Raw genomic sequence first — 20,364 nt, forward strand, 5'->3', positions numbered from 1 at the left:
TCGATCGCCGCGTCGCGGGCGCTCAGCTTCGTTCGACGAATTTGTTGAAGCGGCTTGTCTTTCCATCCTTGGTCTCATCCTGGTAGAGAAAGGCAAGTTTGCTTTCGTCGAAGATTCTGAAAAACTCGTCCCAGCCTATCTCGTCGAATTCTTCTTCCTTTTCTCCGAAATCGATGCGCAGGACGCCGCCTTTGCCGCCGGTCCGGATGGCCGCCGGCCTGCCCTTCCTCTCCTCCGCCCATTTGCGAATTTTTTCGTGGTCCGTCGTTGTCTCGGAACTGCTCATTGAAAACCTCCATCTGTTGTCTCTTATGGCGCAAACCGGACCGCAGCAGTCACAGCAGCGGTTGCCGTTGCTTCCACTCGCGGTACGGGGCGAGCAGTCGACCGGGATAGCGCCGCTCGATCTCGCTTTCGGCCAAAGCAATGCGCGAGAAAATCTCTTCTGCCGCCTCGCCCTCCTCGGCCGCGTTGCTCGCTTTTTCCAGCTCGTTCATCGTCCCGAACAGCTCGTCATCCGTCACTGTCTCCAGGCGGGAAGCGAAATCTTCGACCGGTTCGTCGACAAGGGAATTGGTGGACATGGGCGCCTCTTGCTGATGCCTCTCCAACTTCGCTCCCCGCACTAAGTTCCGCTGCTGCACCGCGCAAATTGACCGCCAGGATCCCGCTTTAGCCAGCGCCGCACTCGGATCATCAAATGATCGGCAATCCCCTGGAGAGCGTCGGGACATTCGGTACCACCTTCAGCGGGGTAGGAAATCAATGCCCTGAGCGCTGCTGTGCGTGCGGAAAGAGTGGCGGTAAGCGATCCGACGTTATCGGTGCCCTTTTTCGGAACAACCACCTGCTTTCGGCTGTTTTCTCCACGAGTGGAGGTGATCCCATGGACATGAACCGCTTGCGAGACCACATGGTGGAACACCATGTCGTGCGCCGCGGCATCCGCGATGAAAATGTCACCAGGGCGATGCGCGTAGTGCCGCGCGAAAAATTCGTCGATCCGGGTTTTGAGGAATTCGCCTATGAGGACGCCCCTTTGTCGATCGGCGAGGGTCAGACGATCTCGCAGCCATTCATCGTCGCTTTGATGATCGAGAAGGCAGATCTGAACGCGGGCGATAAAGTTCTCGAGGTCGGAACCGGTTCCGGCTACGCCTCGGCCCTCATCAGCCGGATCGTCAGGCACGTCTATTCCATCGAACGCCATGAGCGGCTGGCGCTTCAAGCGAGAGACCGGTTTGAAAAGCTGGGGTACGGCAATATTGACGTCCGGGTGGGCGATGGCAGCAAGGGCTGGGCGAAAGCCGCTCCCTTCGATGCGATTATCGTTTCCGCTGGCGCACCCGAGGTGCCGACCGCCTTGAAGGAGCAGCTGGATCTCGGTGGGCGGCTCATCATCCCGGTCGGGCGCAGCGACGGACAGCGCCTGAAACGCATTACGCGCACGGGGGCATCCACCTTCGAGGAGGAAGATCTGGGCGGCGTCCTTTTTGTCCCGCTGATCGGCGAGGATGCCTGGACTGCCGCCCATCCGATGTATACGGCGACAGCCCCATCTTTGCGCACAGAGGAAACATCCGGCAAGCTGATCTCGGCCGCGGCGGAAGAATTCTCGTCGATCGACGAGCAGAGCTTTGCCGCCCTTTTTGATCGTTTTGCCGACAGCCGCATCGTTTTGCTTGGCGAATCCACCCATGGCACCGCCGAATTTTATGAGACGCGGGCTGCCATCAGCCGGCATCTGATCGGCCATCACGGGTTCAACGTCATTGCAGTCGAAGCGGATTGGCCGGACGCGGCCGCCATTGACCATTGGATAAATGGTCAGGCACCGGGAGACGGCCAGCCGTTCGACCGCTTTCCCAAGTGGATGTGGCGGAACCTGGAGTTTTCGCGGCTCGTCGGCTGGATGAAGGAGGAGAACGAACGGCGCAAAGCGTCGCACAAGGATCCGGTCCGGTTTTACGGCCTGGATCTTTTCAACATGTCCGAGTCGATCCGCTCCGTGCTCGATTATCTCGAAACGGTCAGCCCGGATAGCGCCAAAATTGCCAGAGAGCGCTACGGCTGCCTCAGTCCCTGGCAGAGCAATCCCGCGACCTATGGTCGGGCCGTTCTCACCGAAGCCTATCGATCATGCGAGGATGCGGTGCTGAAGCAATGCACGGAGCTTTTGACGCGATCGCTGGATGACGCGACCTCGGAGAACGATGATTTCGTAAACGCCGTCCAGTCCGCAAGACTGCTCGCCGCTGCCGAACGATATTATCGAATCATGTATTACGGCGGTGCCCAAGCCTGGAACTTGCGTGACACCTATATGGCCGACACCGTCGAGCATCTGCTCGACTATCATGGACCGGCGGCAAGGATCATCATATGGGCTCACAACTCCCATATCGGCGACGCCCGCTACACGGATATGGCAACCGCGCGCGACGAACTGAGCCTCGGTCAGCTTTGCCGGCAGCGCTTCGACGGGATGACAAGCCTCATCGGGCTGGGGACACATTGCGGCACGGTGATCGCCGCTGACGATTGGGACGGGCAGGCGGAGAAGAAGCGGATGAACCCGTCGCTCCCGGAGAGCTGCGAGCGTTTATGTCACGACGCCGCAAAGCCACGATTTCTTCTCGACCTCAGGGCCGATGAGGAATTGCACGCAAGTCTGGTCGAACAGCGGCTTCAGCGCTTCATAGGGGTGATCTACAGGCCGGAAACCGAACGGCTGAGCCACTACATGTCGGCATCACTATCGCGGCAATACGACGCCTTCGTCTGGTTCGATGAAACGCACGCACTTTCGCCACTCATCGCTCGGCAGTCCGGGACGGGCGAAGAGGAAACCTTCCCCTTCGGCTTCTAGAGCGAGCCGGAACCGATCGAGGCGATAAGGTGTCAGCGCCCCAGGAGATCCATGTGAAGCATTTTGTTATCGCTCCACTCGGAGGCGCCGCGAAAATCCGGATCCGTACGATACCGAATGAGGAGGCGGCCGATATGCCTGAATATGTCAGCCATTCCGCGGGCCCTGTCCCGGGTCGCTGATTGTCAAGCTCTGTCGATCAGGAGACCAGACCAGGGCTATGTTCGCAAGGTCGCAGACATGGACCGGCACGATACGATCTTTCCCGGCGACGAAATGGAACCTGAAGCTGCCTTCAAACCGGCTGAAACCCATCGCGACACCAGCGACGCGGCGATCTCGCCATTGCACCGTTCGGAGCAAGCCCGCTCCGGATGCCCCTTCAGAAGGACAGATCGAGCACCCTGCCCTCGAACAGACGGTCACGGGAACCTTCGAGATGCGCCTTCATCAGCCTTTGCGCATCATCGGCGCGACCATCTGCGATCGCCTTGTAGATGGCGTTATGCTCCTCGTAGACCTGTTCCAGCCCCTGGCGAGGGCCGAGCAGGGAGAGGCCGTGCAGATGCATGCCGACGGCTATATGGGCTTTGAGCGCATCGATCGAGGCGGTGTAATAATGGTTGTTGGCAGCCTCGGTCACGGCGCGATGGAAGATGAAATCGGCATCGGTGCGGTGAAGCTGGTGGCTGGTCGCCTCGCGCAGATCAGCAAGAGCATTGGCAATCTTCTGGATCGCCTGTTCATTGCGGCGCTTGGCGGCGAAATAGGCGGCGGCCGGCTCGATGGTCAAGCGGAATTCGTAGCAGCGCTGGATATCGGCAATGGTCTTGACAGGCGAATAGGCAAGCTGGGCTGTCGGCGACCCATGCGCGCTGACGAAGGTGCCGGCCCCCTGGCGGGCATAGACGATGCCCTGGTCGCGCAGCCGCGCCAGCGCATCGCGGACGATCGGCCGAGAAACACCGAGCATCGATGCAAGTTCATGTTCACCGGGAAGGCGAGAATCCGGCGGATAGTTCCCGCCGCGGATCCGTTCGAGCAGCTGGTCGAAGACGCGATCGACCAGCTTGACGGCCTTGCCGCGTTCGCGCTTGCCCGGCGGGCCGGCTTCCGCGTTCAAAGATTCGCCATTCGCTTCAGTCACGTCATTCTCCTCGACGGTATCTTACTATGCCCGCCTGATTCCGAGGAACCAGTCTTAGCAAACTATCAGGCTTGCCGAAGCCCCCCGACTTGACGGCACACCGAAAAGGCCGCCCGTCGGCTGCCGCGACATCGAACCAGGGAATACCCGCTTCGATTTCGCCCTTCGGTGTGAGCACCTTGACGCCAAGCGCACGGAGGATTGCCAGCGCCGTATCGCCGCCGCCGACCATCAGCATATCGGGCCTCGTATCGTCGATCACCCTTTTGACGCCCGCCGCAAATTCATCGGCGACGAGCGCTGCATCGGCCGTCATGTCGCCGGTGCAGCGCAGAAGCACCGGCAGCGCTAGGCCCTCTCCGCATTCGATCTGCCCCATCGGCGCGCCCACCACCATACGCAAGGCGCCGGAGGCTTCGAGCCGGTTCATCTGGGCGGCAGTGATCGGATCGCGCGAACCGAAGGCAAACAGCGTGCGCGGGGTCGCAACAAATTCCGTCACTGGCCGCCGTCCCGTTTCGCCGAGCCGTCGGGCGAATGCCGCACCGAGGCCGCGCGCGCCGACGGCGAGCGTCGTCACCCAGACATGACCCGCGACGATCTGATCGAGGTCGGCATCGTCCTCGGCATCGGCAATGACGATATTGTCCGCGCGGCTCTCGAACAGATCGGCGATCGGCAGCGGCTTGTTGACGCCGCGGCCGACGACACAGCCGCGGTAGGTCAGGCGCGCCTGATCGGGAATGGCAGGCGCCACCAGGATATTCTTCAGACCAAGCGCATCCGCAAGTGCCAGGCTTTCCGCCGCGACATTGCCCTTCAGCCGTGAGTCGATCTTCTTCATGACGACGGCAGGCTTCACCTCGCGAAATATCCCGGCCGCCGACCGGACCCTTTCGGCGGCTTCATGCCCGCTCAGTGCGCGCGAGGCGGTATTGACGACAACGATATTGCAGCCGGTGGCGATCGCATCCTGCACCGCTCCGACTTCGACGGCGACGGCGACCGAGAGGCCGGCCGCAACGAAGGGGGTGCCGGTATCCAGCGCGCCAGTCAGATCGTCGGCAATGATCGCAGCATTCAGCGTCATGCGATTTGCTCCGTATTGACGGCGTGGCACGCAACGAGATGGCCGGGTCTGGCTTCCTTCCAGGCGGGGATTACCTTGCTGCAGACATCCATGGCGATTGGGCAGCGCGTGTGGAAACGGCAGCCCGAAGGCGGGTTCAGCGGGCTTGGCACATCGCCCTGCAGGATCTGGCGCTGGCGGGTGCGCTCCAGTTCCGGATCGGTCTCCGGAACGGCCGACAGCAGCGCCTTCGTATAGGGATGCAGCGGATTGTCGAAAAGCTCCTCGCGGGTTGCAAGCTCGGCGAGCCGCCCGAGATACATGACGCCGACGCGGGTGCTGATATGGCGCACGACGGCCAGATCATGGGCGATGAAGAGATAGGTCAGCCCGTATTTTTCCTGCAGATCAAGCAGGAGGTTGATGATCTGCGCCTGGATCGACACATCGAGTGCGGAGATCGCCTCGTCGCAGACGATGAATTTCGGCTGGCAGGCGAGTGCTCGGGCGATGACGACGCGCTGGCGCTGGCCGCCGGAAAGCTCGTGCGGGTAACGCTGGGCAAAGCGTGTCGACAGGCCGACATCGGTGAGCAGCGCCGCCACCCGCTCCTTCAGCTCGGCCTTGGTGCAGAGCTTATGAAAGAGGATCGGCTCGCCGATCGCCTCGCCCACCGTCATGCGCGGATTGAGCGTCGAATAGGGATCCTGGAAGACGATCTGCAGGTCGCGGCGGAAGGGCCGCATCTGCTTTTCATCGAGCGTAGCAAGGTCCTGGCCCTTGTAGACGACCTTGCCGCTGGTCGCCTTGTGGAGGTTGAGGATGGTGAAACCGGTCGTCGACTTGCCGCAGCCGGATTCGCCGACAAGGCTCAGCGTCTCGCCTTCCATGATGTCGAGATCGACATTGTCGAGTGCATAGACGGTGGCCGAACGCTCACCGAAAGCGCCGAGCTTGACGTGGAAATGCTTGACCAGGTTTTCGACCTTGAGCAGCGGTTGAGCAGCCATCACGCGGCCTCCTGCATTCTCTGGACGACGAAACAGGCGGCGCGGTGATTGCTGCTGCCGCTCAAGGGTTCGAGCCGTGGCACCTTCTCGTGACAGATCGCCTCCACGAGCGGGCAGCGCGGCGCAAAGGGGCAGCCCTTCGGGCGGCGCCCCGGCTCCGGCGGCGTGCCGCCGATCGAGGAGAGCCGGCTTGCCGGCGGGTCTGACAGCTTCGGGATCGAGGAGAGCAGGCCGCGCGTATAGGGATGGCTCGGGCGGGCATAGAGCTCGTCGACCGGCGCATCCTCGACAACCGTGCCGGCATAGAGCACTGCGACGCGATCGACGAGGCCGGCGATCAGCGCCAGGTCATGGGTGATCCATACGACCGACATGCCGAGCTTGGCGCGCAGATCCTTTACCAGATCGACGATCTGGGCCTGGATGGTGACGTCGAGCGCCGTCGTCGGTTCGTCGGCGATCAGGAGCTTGGGATTGCAGGCAAGGCCGATCGCAATCATCACGCGCTGACGCATGCCGCCGGAAAGCTCGTGCGGAAAGGCCTGGAGGCGCTCTTCGGGGCCGGGAATGCCGACGAGGCGCAGGAGTTCGACAGCGCGGGCGCGGGCTTGTGCCTTCTTCATGCCGCGGTGATAGATCAGCGGTTCGCAGATCTGGTCGCCGACGCGCATGACCGGATTGAGCGAGGTCATCGGGTCCTGGAAGACGAAGCCGATGTCGCCGCCGCGCACCTTGCGCAGCTCGGCATTCGACATGGTCTGCAGGTCGCGGCCGGCGAAGGTGGCCGTTCCCTTGGCGACCTTGATCTTGTTCGGCAGAAGCCGCATCAGGCTCAGCATGGTGAGGCTTTTGCCGCAACCGGATTCGCCGACGATACCGAGCGTCTCGCCCTTGTCGACATGCAGGTCGATGCCGTCGACGACCACCGCCGGGCCGTTGCGGCCGTCGATCTCGACGGTAAGCCCCCTGACATCGAGCAGGCGTTCTCTGTTTTGCGTGTCCATCATTTGCTGCCCCGCGGATTGAGCGCATCGTTAAGGCCGTCACCAAGGAAGCTGAAGGCAACCGAGGCAAGGCCGAGCACGGCCGCCGGAGCGGCGAGAAGATGCGGATAATGCTGCCAGACGCGGAGGCCGTCCGAGATCATGTTGCCCCAGCTCGGTGTCGGCGGGTTGACCCCGACGCCGAGGAAGCTGAAGGCGCTTTCCAGCACCATCGCCGTGCCGAGACCGGCGCTGACCGAGACGATCAGCGGCCCTAGTGCATTCGGGACGACATAACGCTTGATGATGATCCAGTTTGACAGGCCGAGCGCCTGAGCGGCGGTGATATAGGGCCGGCTGCGGATCGACAGCACCTGGGCGCGCACCAGGCGGGCATAGGGCGGCCAGGAGATCAGCGCCATCGACCCGAAGACGAGGATGAAATCCACCCATATCGTCTGACGGTAGAAGGGATTGAGGGTTTCGAGGTAGCGAGCCTCCATCCAGCGGGTGATCGGAGACTTCAGCGAGGCATTGATGACGACGACGAGCAGCAGGTTGGGCACCGACATCGTCACGTCGGTCAGCCACATGATGGCGCGGTCGAAGGGATTGCCGAAGAAGCCCGCGACGGCACCGAGCGTGAGGCCGATCAGCACCGCGAAGAAGGTGACGATGACGGCAACGAGGAAAGCGGTCCGCGTGCCGAAAACCACGCGGCTGAAGACGTCGCGGCCAAGGTCGTCGGTCCCAAAGAGATGGCTCATCGTCGGTAGCGCGTTGCGGGCGTTGAGATCTTGGCTCAGATAATCGTAGGGCGTGAGATAAGGTCCGAAGACCGCCGTGAAGGCGAGGATCAGAACGACAATGAGGCCAAAGACTGCGAGCTTGTTGCGCCGCAGCCGGTACCAGGCATCGCGCCACAGGCTGACCGGCTGTTCCTCGATGGGTTCAGGGGTGGAAAGAGGGATTGCGGACATGGTCAGCGGCTCCTTCTTGAATCATTAGCGCGCGGATCGAGCAACGGATAAAGCACGTCCACCAGGAGGTTCGACACCATCACCAGGAACGATCCGATCAGTGTGATCGCCAGAATGACGGGATAATCGGAATTGATCAGCGCCTGCACCGTTAGGCGGCCGAGACCCGGCAGGCCGAAGACGAGTTCGACGAAGATGGCGCCGTTGACGATGGTGATCATGATCAGGCCGAGCTGGGTTACCACTGGCGTCAGCACCGGCCGCAGGATATGGCGCAGCGCCACGATGATCTCCGGCACGCCCTTGGCGCGAGCGGTGCGGACAAAATCCTCCGACAGCACCTCGATGACGGCGGCGCGCGTCTGGCGCACGATCAGCGCGATCGGCTGGAAGGACAGCACGAGCAGCGGCAGCAGGATGCGGACATCGAGGATGCCGCCCCAGCCATAAGGCACGCTGGCGCCCGGCAAGAGCACGATGAGGCCGACCATCAGCAGCGGACCGGCGACATAGGCGGGGATCGCCCAGAGGAAGAGCGCAGAGCCCAGAATCGCATAGTCGAGGCGGGAATTCTGGTTCAGTGCAGCGATCATGCCGAGCGGGATCGCGACGACGGCCGTCAGGATGATGGCACAGAGGGCAAGCTGGAATGAAACCGGGGCGGCAGCCGAGACCATTGCCCAGACGGCGCGGCCCGAGGTCAGCGAATTGCCGAACTGGCCGTGCACTAGGTTCCAGATGTAAAGGCCGAACTGTTCGATGAAGGGCCTGTTGAGGCCGGCACTTTCGCGGATCGCCTCAATGCGCTGCGGATTATAGGCGACGTCGCCCGGCGCGCGCAGGAAGATCAGCTTGATCGGATCGCCGGCGCCGTAGAAAGCCAGCGCGTAGACTGCCAGCATGACCACCAGAACGGACGGAATCCAGATGGCGAACCGGGTTAGCACGTAGCGCAGCAAGGCCACCTCCCACCTGTTGTCGATGCGGTCCGTCCTCAAGCCAGATCGCATCTCTTCGTCTTGAAACTTGCGCGAAGGCCTTGCAGCCTTCGCGCTCTATTGCCAGGAACGATTATTCCGGATCATCCGATGGAGATGTTCCAGGGCTCGATGACCTGCCAATCGAGGTTCTTCTCCATGCCCTTGACCTCCTTGGTGGCCCAGCGCGACATCGCCTGAGAATACCATGGAATGAAGGCCCAATCGTCGCGGAAGGCCTGCTGGGCCTGCTGGGCGAGAGCGATGCGTTGCGGATCGTCCGCAGCCTTGGTCGCCGCTTCGGCAAGGGCGCTGTCAACCTTGTCGTTCTTGTATCCACCGAGCTTGTTCTGCGCGTTCGACGAGGTCGAAGCGATGCTGCCCGCCAGATAGGAAACGGCGTCTGGAACACGGGTGCCGACGTCGTCGCGGAAAATCTGGACCGAGTTCTGGTCCGGGCCGGCATAGGCGTCCTGCTGCGGCTTCATATCGACGGCAGTGATGCCGAGGTTCTGGCGCCACTGTTCGGCGATGAACTGGGCAGCGGCCTGAATGGCCGGCGCCGAAATGCCGACGAACAGGATCTTCGGCAGGCGCTCGGGCCCGCCATAGCTCGATTCCGCCAGCAGCTTCTTGGCGCCTTCCGGATCGTAGGGATAGGGCTCGAAGCCGGAATTGTCGGCGCCAGGAACCGAGTTGAGGATCTGGTCGGCCTTCTTGTGCGGGCCATCCGGATAGGAAGCCTTGAACAGGCCGTCGCGATCGACCGCCATGATCAGCGCCTGGCGGACCTTCGGATCGTCCATCGGCGCGCGGGAGATGTTGAACCAGAAGTGCTGGCTGGTCGGGATCAGCGGGCCGGCCGAGAATTCCGGGCCGAGATCCTGGATGATCGTCGACGTCACGAGTTCGGTATGGGCGTTGAACTCGCCCGACTTGATGAGCGATGTCGCGGTGACATTGTCCTCGATCGAGGTGATGTCGATGCGGGCAAGCTTCGGCTTCGGCCCAAAGAAGTTCTCATTCGGCTCGAAGGTGATCTTGCCGGCATCGATATCGATGCTCGTCAGCTTAAACGGGCCGGAGAAGACCGGCTTATTCTCCGGCTTGTACCAGTCGATGATTTCCTCGCCATCGCTGCCGCGCGACTGCGATGCCTTGGTGATCGGTGCGATGTGGTTAGCCAGGCGCATGAAGAAAATCGGATCGGCGGCAGTCAGTGTCACAACCACCGTGCCGTCGTCGGGCGTCGCGACGCCGGTGAGCTCGTTGCCGGAGCCGGCGGCAACTTCGGCGTAGCCCTTGACCTTGCTCAGCACCTGGTCGGCGCGCTGGCTCTTGGTGTTCGGCATCGAGGCGACTTCCCACGACCCCTTGACGTCGGCCGAGGTGATCTTGCTGCCGTCGGAGAAGACGGCCTTGGGGTCGATCTTGAAGGTCCAGACCGTGTTGTCGGCCGATTCCCAGCTGGTGAAGACGTAGGGCTTGATATTGCCCTGACTGTCGAAATACATCGGCGAGGCCCACCAGATCGAGTTCCAGCGGAACGTTCTGCCGCCGCCTCGCAGCGGCGACCAATCCTGGTCGAAGGCCGGATGGGCGACCTTCAGGACCTGGCCTTCATCGGCCAGCACGATGCGGGCATTCATCCCGAACACTGTCAGCCCGACGCCGGCGGCAAGGCCAAGCTTCAGCGCGTTGCGACGCGATAGATTGGTTTTATCCGATTGATCAAAAGACATGGCATTCCTCCCAGGTGAAATCGGCAGCGCTCTCCCTGCGCTGCCAGGCGCAGCACAATCCGTCACCTATCGTTCTCTCGTTATTGTAAATATGTCAACAAAAAATCGCGATTTTCATTCAAACAAAATTTATCTTTAAGAAAACAATAGTAATTACAATAAGATAAATTTTCGTTTCCCGGTCGAGCCATTTTGTCTTCTTGACAAAAGCACTGCAATGGAAAAGTTCTTAGCGCTCCATCGCAGACAGAGGCATGACAATCGGGCGCAGTCGCGCGGTTCGGACACGGATCGGCAAGCCAGGACGCGCCAAAGGAGGGGACATGAGCCATCACCGGATCACAGGCGTCTTCAGCGCGGCAGCAACGCCGCTGACGGCTGACAACACGCCGGATCTCGCGCTTTTCACCGACCATTGCCGGCGGCTGCTGGCCGAGGGATGTCATGGCGTGGCCCTGCTCGGCACGACCGGTGAGGCCAATTCCTTCTCCGGCAACGAGCGGCGCGCCATTCTGGAAGCGGCTGTGAAGGCCGGCATTCCGGCCGACAGGCTGTTGCCGGGCACCGGCGTCGTCGCCATTCCGGAGACCGTGGACCTGACCCGGCACGCGCTGTCGCTCGGCGTCACCAAAGTGGTGATGCTGCCGCCCTTTTATTACAAGGGCGTCTCCGACGACGGCCTGTTCGCTGCCTATTCGCAAGTACTGGAAAAGGTCGCCGACACGCGTCTGCAGGTCATTCTCTATCATATCCCGCAGGTTTCGGGTGTTCCGCTCTCCCTCCCGCTGATCGGCCGGTTGATTGCGGCCTTCCCGGAAACGGTCGTCGGGATCAAGGAATCGGCCGGCGATTTCAACAACATGCAGGCGATCATCGCCGCTCATCCCGGCTTTTCCGTCCTCGCCGGCGCCGATCCGCTGCTGCTGCCGCTGATGAAGGCCGGCGGCGCCGGCTGCATCACGGCCACCTCCAATCTGGTGGCGGATTCGCTGCGCACCGTATACGACCATGTCCACGACGAGGCGCGCGCCGCCGATGTCGAGGCGGCGCAGGCGCGTATCAACGCCTATCGCACGCTTTCCAACTCCTACGTCCAGATTCCGACCATCAAGGCAATGGTCGGGCTGAAGTCCGGTAACTCCGCTTGGAAGCGCACGCGCGCACCGCTGATGCCGCTCGCCGAGGCGGACTATGCCGCACTCGCCGACAGCTACGCCAAACTGCCTTGAGGAGATCCACCATGACATTTACCGGCCTGCCTCCGGAAGACGTGCCCGCGTTGATGACCGGGACCGTCACCTCTCACCCCTCTGTGGCAGGCCGCGCTGATGCCTACCTGCCCTCGCCCTGCATCCAGAACCATGCGGCAAATCTCGCCTTTCTGCCGGATGGCACGCTGACCTGCGTCTGGTTCGGCGGCACGATGGAGGGCATGGGAGACATTTCGATTTACATGTCGCGGCTGGCGCCGGGCGCCGAGCGCTGGTCAGAACCGGAAAAGATGAGTGACGACCGTGAGAAATCCGAACAGAATCCATTGATTTTCAACGCGCCGGCCGGAAAGACCTGGCTGCTCCACACATCGCAGACCTCCGGCAACCAGGATGGCTCGATTGTCAAATGCCGGATTTCGGATGACGGCGGCAAGACATTCGGCCCGGTCCAAATCCTCTGCGACAGCCCCGGTACCTTCGTTCGTCAACCGATCGTCGTCAACGACCGGGGCGACTGGCTGCTGCCGATCTTCCGCTGCGTCGGCCTCGAGGGCCAACGCTGGAGCGGCGACGCCGATACAGCAGCGGTGCTGATATCGCACGACGGCGGCGCGAGCTGGCAAATGCGCGATATTCCTGACAGCATCGGCGCCGTGCACATGAACATCCTGCCGCTTGGCGGCGACGAGATGATCGCCTTCTACCGCGATCGTTTCGCCGAAACCATTCTTTCCAGTCGCTCGACGGATGGCGGCGAAACGTGGAGCCCGCCCAAGCCAACCGAACTGCCGAACAACAACTCCTCGATCCAGGCCACCGTTCTGGATAATGGAGTGATTGCAATGGTTTACAACCATTCGAATGCAGCCATGTCGGATGCGCGGCGTCAGTCTCTGTACGACGAAATCGAAGGTGACGAGTCTGGAGAGAACGCGGTTATTGTTGCCGATGCCGGACGCAAGGCGGTCTGGGGTGTTCCGCGCGCCCCCCTCAGCCTGGCGATCTCGAGGGATGGCGGCAGGACCTTTCCGCGTCGCATCGATCTCGATACCGGCGACGGCTTCTGCCTCACCAACAATTCCAAGGATTCGCTGAACCGCGAATTCTCTTACCCCTCGGTCATTGAGGGCAGCGATGGCACGCTCCATGTCGCCTACACCTATTACCGGCGCGCCATCAAGTACGTGCGGCTTACCCCGCAAGCGCTGCCGTAAGCAAGCTGCCGGTCTGGAATTGTAAATCTGCTTTCCAATCCCGCGTTAGACGATGCGGGACACGAGGAGATTGGCCGACCACGCCGAGGATTTGACAACAGATATGGCTCTCCCAGCACAGCCGCGGTGGCGACTGACCTTTTAACTGCCCGCATCATCCGAAGAGACAATAACAATATGATTTCTAACAGGATATTTGCGAGTTTCCATCGCCTGCAACGGAAGGCCCGGCGATAAAGTTGCTCCCAGCCAGGAATGTCGGCTTGACATTGATCTTACAACTTTACAATAAATGAGGCGACATTATCGCCGCAAGATCTTGCAGGAGGACTGGTTCATGGCCAGCTTGGATTCGCCAATCACGATCGTTCGGCCGCATCTGATCGAGTTCGGCATCGGCACGGCGGAAAGGCTCGGCAAATGGGCTGCCGAAAGGGGCTATAGGCGCACGCTCGTCATCTCCGATGCTTTCAATGCCTCACGCATCGACCTGTTAGAATTAAAGGGCGAGGTCACGGTCTTTGGAGAAGTGACACCCGAGCCGGATACGGCCAACCTCGAAAAAGTCCTGGCGGCGGCCAACGGCGCCGACGCCGAACTGATCGTCGGCTTCGGCGGCGGCAGCGCCATGGATCTGGCAAAACTCGCCGCCGTTCTCGCCGGCTCCGCGCAGGCGCTGCACGATGTCGTCGGCCCGAACAGGGTGCATGGGCCGCGCAAGGCAGCGCTCGCCCAGGTGCCGACGACATCGGGCACCGGCAGCGAGGCCGGCATCCGCGCGCTCGTCACCGACCCCAGGACGATGGCCAAGCTCGCAGTAGAAAGCCTGCATATGCTGGCCGATATCGCCGTCATCGATCCGGCGCTGACCTTCAGCGTGCCGGCGCGCACGACGGCCGCCACCGGCGTCGACGCCATGGCCCATTGCGTCGAGGCCTTCACCAACCGCAAGGCTCATCCGATGGTCGACATCTATGCGATCGAGGGAACGCGGCTGGTCGGCAAATATCTCGCCCGCGCCGTCAAGGACGGCAATGATGCCGAAGCGCGCTCCGGCTTGTCGCTCGCCTCGCTCTATGGCGGCTTCTGCCTCGGTCCGGTCAACACCGCCGGCGGCCATGCGCTCGCCTATCCGCTCGGCACACGCTGGCATGTAGCGCATGGCGCTGCGAATGCGCTGATCTTCCCGCATGTTCTCGCCTTCAACACGCCGTCTGCGCCTGAGAAGACGAAAGCGGTGATGGAAGCGCTTGGGCGTCAGGCCTCGGAAAACTCAGGCTCCGTCTTCGATGCGGCCTATATTTTCTGCGCCGAACTCGGCATCGAGATGAAACTGTCAGGGCTCGGTGTGCCGGAGGGCGATCTCGACGCCATGGCCGAGGACGCTTTTGCCATCCGGCGCCTGCTCGACAACAATCCCCGCGAGCTCACGCGCGCCGACATTCGCTCGATTTACGCAGCCGCTTTTTAGCCGGTTTTCAGAAGGAACTTCGATGATGGACAGGAATGCGAAAGTCGCCGTCACGCTCGGTGATCCCGCCGGCGTCGGCCCCGAGGTGATCGTCAAGGCCCTGGCGGCTCTTCCGAGCGAAGAGCGCCGCGATTTCATCATCATTGGCAATGTCGAAGCGCTGGAACGCGCCGACCGCGTCAGCGGCACCGGCTTGAAATTCGGGCCGGCGGATATCCCCGGCGACGACAGGATCGCCGTCGATGAGGTTCCGCTCAGTGCAGCGCTGCCCGAGATCGGCAAGGTCAGCCCCGTCGCCGGCGATGCCTCGGTGCGCTACATCACCCGCGCCGTCGATCTCGCCATGTCCGGGCAAGCCGATGTCATCGTCACCGCGCCGATCAACAAGGAGGCGATGAACCTTGCCGGCCATCACCATGACGGCCATACCGGGCTGCTCGCCCATCTCACCGGCTCGAAGAGCTCCTTCATGCTGCTTGCCTCCGAGCGGCTGAACACCATCCATGTCTCGACCCATATCTCGCTGAAGGGCGCAATCGAGCGCGCCAAGACCGAGCGGGTGCTGGCGACCATCGAGGCCGGCCACCGGCACTTCCTGCGCCTCGGCGAGAAAGCGCGCATCGCCGTTGCCGGCCTCAATCCGCATTGCGGCGAAAATGGCCTGTTCGGCACGGAGGACATGGAATTCCTGGCGCCGGCCGTCGAGCAGGCGCAAGCAAAGGGCATTGACGTTGTCGGTCCGATCTCCGCCGACACAGTGTTTGCCCGCGCCTATAACGGCGCCTTTGATCTGGTCATTGCCCAGTATCACGATCAGGGCCATATCCCGATCAAGCTCGTTGCCTTCGATACGGCCGTCAACGTCTCGCTCGGTCTGCCGATCGACCGCGTCTCGGTCGATCACGGCACCGCCTTCGACATCGCGGGCACCGGCAAGGCCAACCACGTCAACATGCTCTCTGCCATCGCCTATGCCCGCCTGATGGCGCGCTCGCCGCGGCGGGAGGCGTAGTCGCGGTATCCGTTGCGGCAGGCAGAGGCGGAAACGGGAGCCCCTTGTTGCGCCTCGTCACATGCCGACCAGGCGGCCGCCGCATTGCACCCGCCTCGGCTATCCCGCCGAAGCGTCGGAGATCAGCCGCGACACGGCATTCTTCCAACCGATGATCTTGGCCTGACGCTCGCCCTCCTCCATCGACGGGCTGAAGCGGCGGTCGCAGACCCAGGCTTGCGCAAACTCCCGCCTGCCGGGCCAGATGCCGGCCTTCGAGCCGGCAAGCCAGGCCGCACCAAGTGCCGTCGTCTCGCGTATCGCCGACCGGTCGACCGGATTTCCGGTCATGTCGGCCAGGCATTGCATCGTCCAGTCTGAAGCCGCCATGCCGCCGTCGACTCGCAGCACGGTTTCCAGCTGGTTGACACCCCAGTCCTTTTTCATCGCCACAAGCAGGTCGAGCGTCTGATAGGCGACGGATTCAAGCACGGCGCGGGCAAATTCCGCCGGCCCGCTGTTTCGCGTCAGGCCAAAGATCGCGCCGCGCGCCGCCGGGTCCCAATAGGGCGCGCCCAGCCCGGTGAAGGCCGGAACGATATAGACCTGCTGCCCGGGATCGGCCTTGGCCGCTAGCACGCCTGCCTCGGACGCCTGCTCGATGATGCCGAGCCCGTCGCGCAGCCATTGCACGGCGGCACCGGCGATGAAGATCGAGCCTTCGAGCGCATAGGTCGTCTCGCCGTCGAGCCGGCAGGCAATCGTCGTCAGCATACGGTTGGAAGAGGAGACGCGGTCCCTGCCGGTGTTGAGCAGGGCGAAACAGCCGGTGCCATAAGTGGATTTCATCATGCCCGGCGCGAAACAGGCATTGCCCATCGCCGCTGCCTGCTGGTCGCCGGCCACCCCGAGGATCGGCAGGGCAGCGCCAAACAGGGCCTCATCGACCCGGCCGAAATCATCGGCGCATTCCTTCACCTCGGGAAGCATGACGGCGGGGATGCCGAGAATGCCGAGAAGCTCCTCGTCCCATGCGCCGTCGTCGATATTGTAGAGCAGCGTCCGCGACGCATTGGTCGCATCGGTCGCATGCACGCGACCATCCGTCAGCTTGTAGGTCAGCCAACTGTCGATGGTGCCGAAGCAGACTTCACCCGCCTCCGCCTTCTCGCGCAGGCCATCGACATTATCGAGCAGCCAGCGCAGCTTCGTTCCGGAGAAATAGGGGTCTAGCAGCAGGCCGGTCTTGGCGCTGAAAAGCTTCTCATATCCGTCGGCCTTCAGGCTGTCGCACATTTCGGCCGTGCGCCTGTCCTGCCAGACGATCGCGCGGTGAAGCGCTGTTCCGGAGCGACGGTCCCAGACGACCGCCGTCTCGCGCTGATTGGTGATGCCGATCGCGGCGATCGCGGCGGCGTTCAAGCCGGCATCGGCGATTGCCCAGCGCACGGTGTCGATGACGGACTGCCAGATTTCGGCGGCATCGTGCTCCACCCAGCCGGGCTGCGGATAATATTGGGTGATCTCCGCCTGGGCCGAGCCGGTCATTTTCATGTCGCCATCGAAGATGATGGCGCGCGAAGATGTCGTGCCCTGGTCTATCGAAAGAATATAGCCGCTCATATCCGTCTCCGGCTCACGCGAAACCACTCCGCCTGCCGGAAGCGGCAGGACGCGGACGTCTCATGAGAAAGATTGTGGGGTGCCACCGGCTTGCTGCCGGTGGCGGGAAGTGATGGCCGGAAACCTCGTCGCTTCCGGCCGGGTCCGCCTTACTTCTGCCAGCTCTTGACGAGTTCGTCGTAGTTGACAGTGACCGGCTTGTCCTTCTCGTTCTCGATCTTCAGCTGCGGTGCAAGGTTGCCCTTCTTCACCGCATCCGCGTTCCAATAGGCGAGATCATGCTCCTCGGCGAGCTTCGGACCGATATCGCCCTGAACCTTGGCGCGTTCCAGGCGCTGCAGCACCTTTTCCTGTTCGGCGCAAAGCGAGTCCATCGCTTCCTGAGCCGTCTTGGCGCCGGACGAGGCGTCACCGATCGCCTGCCACCAGAGCTGTGCCAGCTTCGGATAGTCAGGAACGTTCGTACCGGTCGGCGACCACTGCAGGCGGGCCGGCGAACGGTAGAATTCGATCAGGCCGCCGAGCTTCGGTGCGCGGTCGGTGAAGGACTTGTGGTCGAGCGTCGACTGGCGGATGAAGGTCAGACCCATGTGGCTCTTCTTCACGTCGACAGTCTTGGAGGTGACGAACTGGGCATAGAGCCAGGCCGCCTTGGCGCGGTCGTCAGGCGTGGACTTCATCAGCGTCCAGGAACCGGCGTCCTGATAGCCGAGCTTCATGCCGTCCTTCCAGTAGACGCCATGCGGGCTCGGTGCAAAACGCCATTTCGGCGTGCCGTCGGCATTGACGACCGGCAGGCCTTCTTTGACGAAGTCGGCGGTGAAGGCCGTGTAGGTGAACATCTGCTGGGCGACTTCACCCTGAGACGGGACCGGGCCGGATTCGGAGAAGGTCATGCCTTGAGCGGCTGCCGGTGCATAGGCCTTCATCCAGTCCAGATATTTCTGGATGGAATAGACTGCCGCCGGGCCGTTGGTGTCGCCGCCGCGTGCAACGCAGGAGCCGACCGGCCGGGAGTTTTCGTCGACCTTGATGCCCCATTCGTCAACCGGCTTGCCGTTCGGAATGCCCTTGTCGCCGTTGCCGGCCATCGACAGCCACGCATCGGTGAAGCGCCAGCCGAGCGACGGGTCCTTCTTGCCGTAGTCCATGTGGCCATAGACCTTCTTGCCGTCGATCTCGCGGCCGGTGAAGAACTCGGCAATATCCTCATAGGCCGACCAGTTGACCGGCACGCCGAGGTCGTAGCCGTACTTCGCCTTGAAGTCCGCCTTGTTCTTTTCGTCGTTGAACCAGTCGTAGCGGAACCAGTAGAGGTTCGCGAACTGCTGGTCCGGCAGCTGGTAGAGCTTGCCATCAGGCGCCGTGGTGAAGGACTTGCCGATGAAGTCGTCGATGTCGAGGCCGGGATTGGTGACATCCTTGCCTTCATTGGCCATCCAGTCGGTCAGCGAGCGGGCCTGCTGGTAGCGCCAATGGGTGCCGATCAGGTCAGAGTCGTTGATATAGGCGTCATAGATGTTTTCGCCCGACTGCATCTGCGTCTGCAGTTTTTCGACCACGTCGCCTTCGCCGATCAGGTCGTGGGTGATCTTGATGCCGGTGATCGCGGTGAAGGCCGGAGCCAGAACCTTCGACTCGTATTCATGCGTGGTGATCGTTTCGGAAACGACTTTGATGTCCATGCCGGCGAAGGGCTTCGCGGCATCGACGAACCACTGCATTTCCTTTTCCTGGTCGGCGCGGGAAAGCGTCGAGAGGTCGCCGACTTCCTTGTCCAGGAACGTCTTGGCCTCGTCCATGCCGGCATAGGCCGCTGCTGTCATCGCCAGCAGCAAGCCTGCTGTCGTCGTCAATAAGTGCCGTCGCATAATATCCTCCCAGGGTTTGCGATTGCAGTTACGTCTCAGGCGGCCAAGTACCCCCGGCCATCCGTTTTCTCCTTGCCGTTACACGTAGCGGAACACGCCGATGGCGTAGACTACGGAAATAGCAAGAGCCCACCACAGGTTGGGCCCAGCGAGCCCAAGCCATGCAAGATGAATGAACGCGCTGCCCAGCAGCGAAATGAAAAGCCGGTCGCCGCGCGTCGTCTCGAAACGCAGCACGCCCGTGCGCGGCGAGCCGCCCGGCGAGAAATATTCCCAGACGCTCACGGTGATCAGAAGCGCCAGGATCGTCAGGAAGAACACCGCCGTCGGCAGCGTCCAGGCCATCCAGGAAAATGTCATGTCCGGTCCTCCTCAGACGCGACCCAGGGCGAAGCCCTTGGCGATGTAGTTGCGGACGAAATAGATGACGAGCGCGCCGGGAATGATGGTGAGCACGCCGGCAGCAGCCAGTACGCCCCAGTCCATCCCCGCCGCCGAAACCGTTCGCGTCATGATCGCCGAGATCGGCTTTGCGGCCGTCGTCGTCAGTGTGCGGGCAAGCAGCAGCTCGACCCACGAGAACATGAAGCAGAAGAAGGCGGCGACACCGATCCCGCTCGCTATCAGCGGCATGAAGATCTTCACGAAGAAACGAGGGAAGGAATAGCCGTCGATATAGGCGGTCTCGTCGATCTCCTTCGGCACACCGGACATGAAGCCTTCGAGGATCCAGACCGCCAGTGGCACGTTGAACAGGCAGTGGGCCAGCGCCACCGCGATATGCGTGTCGATCAGGCCGAAGGCGGAATAGAGCTGGAAGAAGGGCAGCGCGAAGACGGCCGGCGGCGCCATGCGGTTGGTGAGCAGCCAGAAGAACAGGTGCTTGTCGCCGAGGAAGCGGTAGCGCGAAAAGGCATAGGCCGCCGGCAGCGCCGCGAGCACCGAGATGACCGTGTTCATCGCCACGTAGATGATGGAGTTGATGTAACCGCTATACCAGGACGGATCGGTGAAGATGACGGCATAGTTCCGGAGCGTCGGGTTTTGCGGCCAGAGCGAGAAGGCGCCGGTGATCTCGGCATTCTCCTTGAAGCTCATGTTGATCAGCCAGTAGATCGGGAGGAGCAGAAAGAGGATGTAGAGCGTGGTGACCACCCAAGAGAGGTTCCCCCCGGCGGGCTTATATTTCATTGTCGAAGCCAT

General features: G+C 62.0%; 18 protein-coding genes. 5 read left to right on the plus strand and 13 right to left on the minus strand.

Annotation, left to right across the window (positions count from 1 at the left end):
• Positions 1 to 22 precede the first annotated feature (22 nt).
• Together J2J99_RS33035 and J2J99_RS33040 are read right to left on the minus strand one after the other, a co-directional pair.
• Complete coding sequence (locus tag J2J99_RS33035) at positions 23 to 286, minus strand: hypothetical protein (RefSeq protein ID WP_168296353.1); 264 nt, start codon at positions 284 to 286, stop codon at positions 23 to 25.
• 49 nt (positions 287 to 335) lie between these two features.
• Positions 336 to 584: a hypothetical protein gene (locus tag J2J99_RS33040; protein WP_168296354.1), complete on the minus strand. Its 249-nt coding sequence runs from the start codon at positions 582 to 584 to the stop codon at positions 336 to 338.
• Between the two features lie 302 nt (positions 585 to 886).
• Between J2J99_RS33040 and J2J99_RS33045 the strand changes: the two genes are divergently transcribed.
• Positions 887 to 2,869, plus strand: a complete 1,983-nt coding sequence (locus tag J2J99_RS33045; RefSeq protein ID WP_168296355.1) for a protein-L-isoaspartate(D-aspartate) O-methyltransferase — start codon at positions 887 to 889, stop codon at positions 2,867 to 2,869.
• Between the two features lie 382 nt (positions 2,870 to 3,251).
• Here the strand turns inward: J2J99_RS33045 and J2J99_RS33050 are convergent, their stop codons facing one another.
• From J2J99_RS33050 to J2J99_RS33080, 7 genes are all read right to left on the minus strand, one after another.
• Positions 3,252 to 4,016 (minus strand): FadR/GntR family transcriptional regulator, encoded by a 765-nt coding sequence (locus J2J99_RS33050; RefSeq protein WP_168296356.1) that lies wholly within the window; start codon positions 4,014 to 4,016, stop codon positions 3,252 to 3,254.
• A gap of 1 nt (position 4,017) precedes the next feature.
• Positions 4,018 to 5,106: a four-carbon acid sugar kinase family protein gene (locus J2J99_RS33055; RefSeq protein ID WP_168296357.1), complete on the minus strand. Its 1,089-nt coding sequence runs from the start codon at positions 5,104 to 5,106 to the stop codon at positions 4,018 to 4,020.
• Entirely contained in the window at positions 5,103 to 6,095 is a 993-nt protein-coding gene (locus J2J99_RS33060) for an ABC transporter ATP-binding protein (RefSeq protein ID WP_168296358.1), read from the minus strand. The genes J2J99_RS33055 and J2J99_RS33060 overlap by 4 nt, the downstream gene beginning before the upstream one ends.
• Positions 6,095 to 7,102, minus strand: coding sequence for an ABC transporter ATP-binding protein (locus J2J99_RS33065; RefSeq protein WP_168296359.1), 1,008 nt, complete (start codon positions 7,100 to 7,102; stop codon positions 6,095 to 6,097). The genes J2J99_RS33060 and J2J99_RS33065 overlap by 1 nt, the downstream gene beginning before the upstream one ends.
• Positions 7,099 to 8,058, minus strand: a complete 960-nt coding sequence (locus J2J99_RS33070) for an ABC transporter permease (RefSeq protein WP_168296360.1) — start codon at positions 8,056 to 8,058, stop codon at positions 7,099 to 7,101. Before J2J99_RS33070 ends, J2J99_RS33065 begins: the two co-directional genes overlap by 4 nt.
• 2 nt (positions 8,059 to 8,060) lie before the next feature.
• On the minus strand, positions 8,061 to 9,017 hold the full coding sequence (locus tag J2J99_RS33075; RefSeq protein ID WP_168296394.1) for an ABC transporter permease: 957 nt from the start codon (positions 9,015 to 9,017) through the stop codon (positions 8,061 to 8,063).
• Positions 9,018 to 9,139: 122 nt separating this feature from the next.
• Positions 9,140 to 10,777, minus strand: a complete 1,638-nt coding sequence (locus tag J2J99_RS33080) for an ABC transporter substrate-binding protein (protein ID WP_168296361.1) — start codon at positions 10,775 to 10,777, stop codon at positions 9,140 to 9,142.
• A gap of 323 nt (positions 10,778 to 11,100) precedes the next feature.
• Here J2J99_RS33080 and J2J99_RS33085 point away from each other — a divergent pair, with 323 nt between their 5' ends.
• The 4 genes from J2J99_RS33085 to pdxA all read left to right on the plus strand — a co-directional run bounded on the left by J2J99_RS33085 (position 11,101) and on the right by pdxA (position 15,688).
• On the plus strand, positions 11,101 to 12,006 hold the full coding sequence (locus J2J99_RS33085) for a dihydrodipicolinate synthase family protein (protein WP_168296362.1): 906 nt from the start codon (positions 11,101 to 11,103) through the stop codon (positions 12,004 to 12,006).
• 11 nt (positions 12,007 to 12,017) lie between these two features.
• Positions 12,018 to 13,205, plus strand: coding sequence for a sialidase family protein (locus tag J2J99_RS33090; RefSeq protein ID WP_168296363.1), 1,188 nt, complete (start codon positions 12,018 to 12,020; stop codon positions 13,203 to 13,205).
• Positions 13,206 to 13,542: 337 nt separating this feature from the next.
• The gene (locus J2J99_RS33095) at positions 13,543 to 14,676 is read left to right on the plus strand and encodes an iron-containing alcohol dehydrogenase (RefSeq protein WP_168296364.1); all 1,134 of its coding nucleotides are present in this window, start codon (positions 13,543 to 13,545) and stop codon (positions 14,674 to 14,676) included.
• Positions 14,677 to 14,701: 25 nt separating this feature from the next.
• The gene (gene pdxA, locus J2J99_RS33100) at positions 14,702 to 15,688 is read left to right on the plus strand and encodes a 4-hydroxythreonine-4-phosphate dehydrogenase PdxA (RefSeq protein WP_168296395.1); all 987 of its coding nucleotides are present in this window, start codon (positions 14,702 to 14,704) and stop codon (positions 15,686 to 15,688) included.
• Between the two features lie 99 nt (positions 15,689 to 15,787).
• Here pdxA and glpK read toward each other — a convergent pair whose 3' ends face one another.
• The 4 genes from glpK to J2J99_RS33120 form a co-directional block, all read right to left on the minus strand.
• Positions 15,788 to 17,290: a glycerol kinase GlpK gene (glpK, locus tag J2J99_RS33105; RefSeq protein ID WP_168296365.1), complete on the minus strand. Its 1,503-nt coding sequence runs from the start codon at positions 17,288 to 17,290 to the stop codon at positions 15,788 to 15,790.
• 149 nt (positions 17,291 to 17,439) lie between these two features.
• The gene (locus J2J99_RS33110) at positions 17,440 to 19,161 is read right to left on the minus strand and encodes an ABC transporter substrate-binding protein (protein ID WP_168296366.1); all 1,722 of its coding nucleotides are present in this window, start codon (positions 19,159 to 19,161) and stop codon (positions 17,440 to 17,442) included.
• A 78-nt stretch (positions 19,162 to 19,239) separates the two neighbouring features.
• On the minus strand, positions 19,240 to 19,521 hold the full coding sequence (locus J2J99_RS33115) for a DUF2160 domain-containing protein (protein ID WP_168296367.1): 282 nt from the start codon (positions 19,519 to 19,521) through the stop codon (positions 19,240 to 19,242).
• A 12-nt stretch (positions 19,522 to 19,533) separates the two neighbouring features.
• Positions 19,534 to 20,364 (minus strand): carbohydrate ABC transporter permease, encoded by an 831-nt coding sequence (locus J2J99_RS33120; protein WP_168296368.1) that lies wholly within the window; start codon positions 20,362 to 20,364, stop codon positions 19,534 to 19,536.

This window comes from Rhizobium binae (assembly GCF_017357225.1).
GTDB classification, from domain to species: Bacteria; Pseudomonadota; Alphaproteobacteria; order Rhizobiales; family Rhizobiaceae; genus Rhizobium; species Rhizobium binae.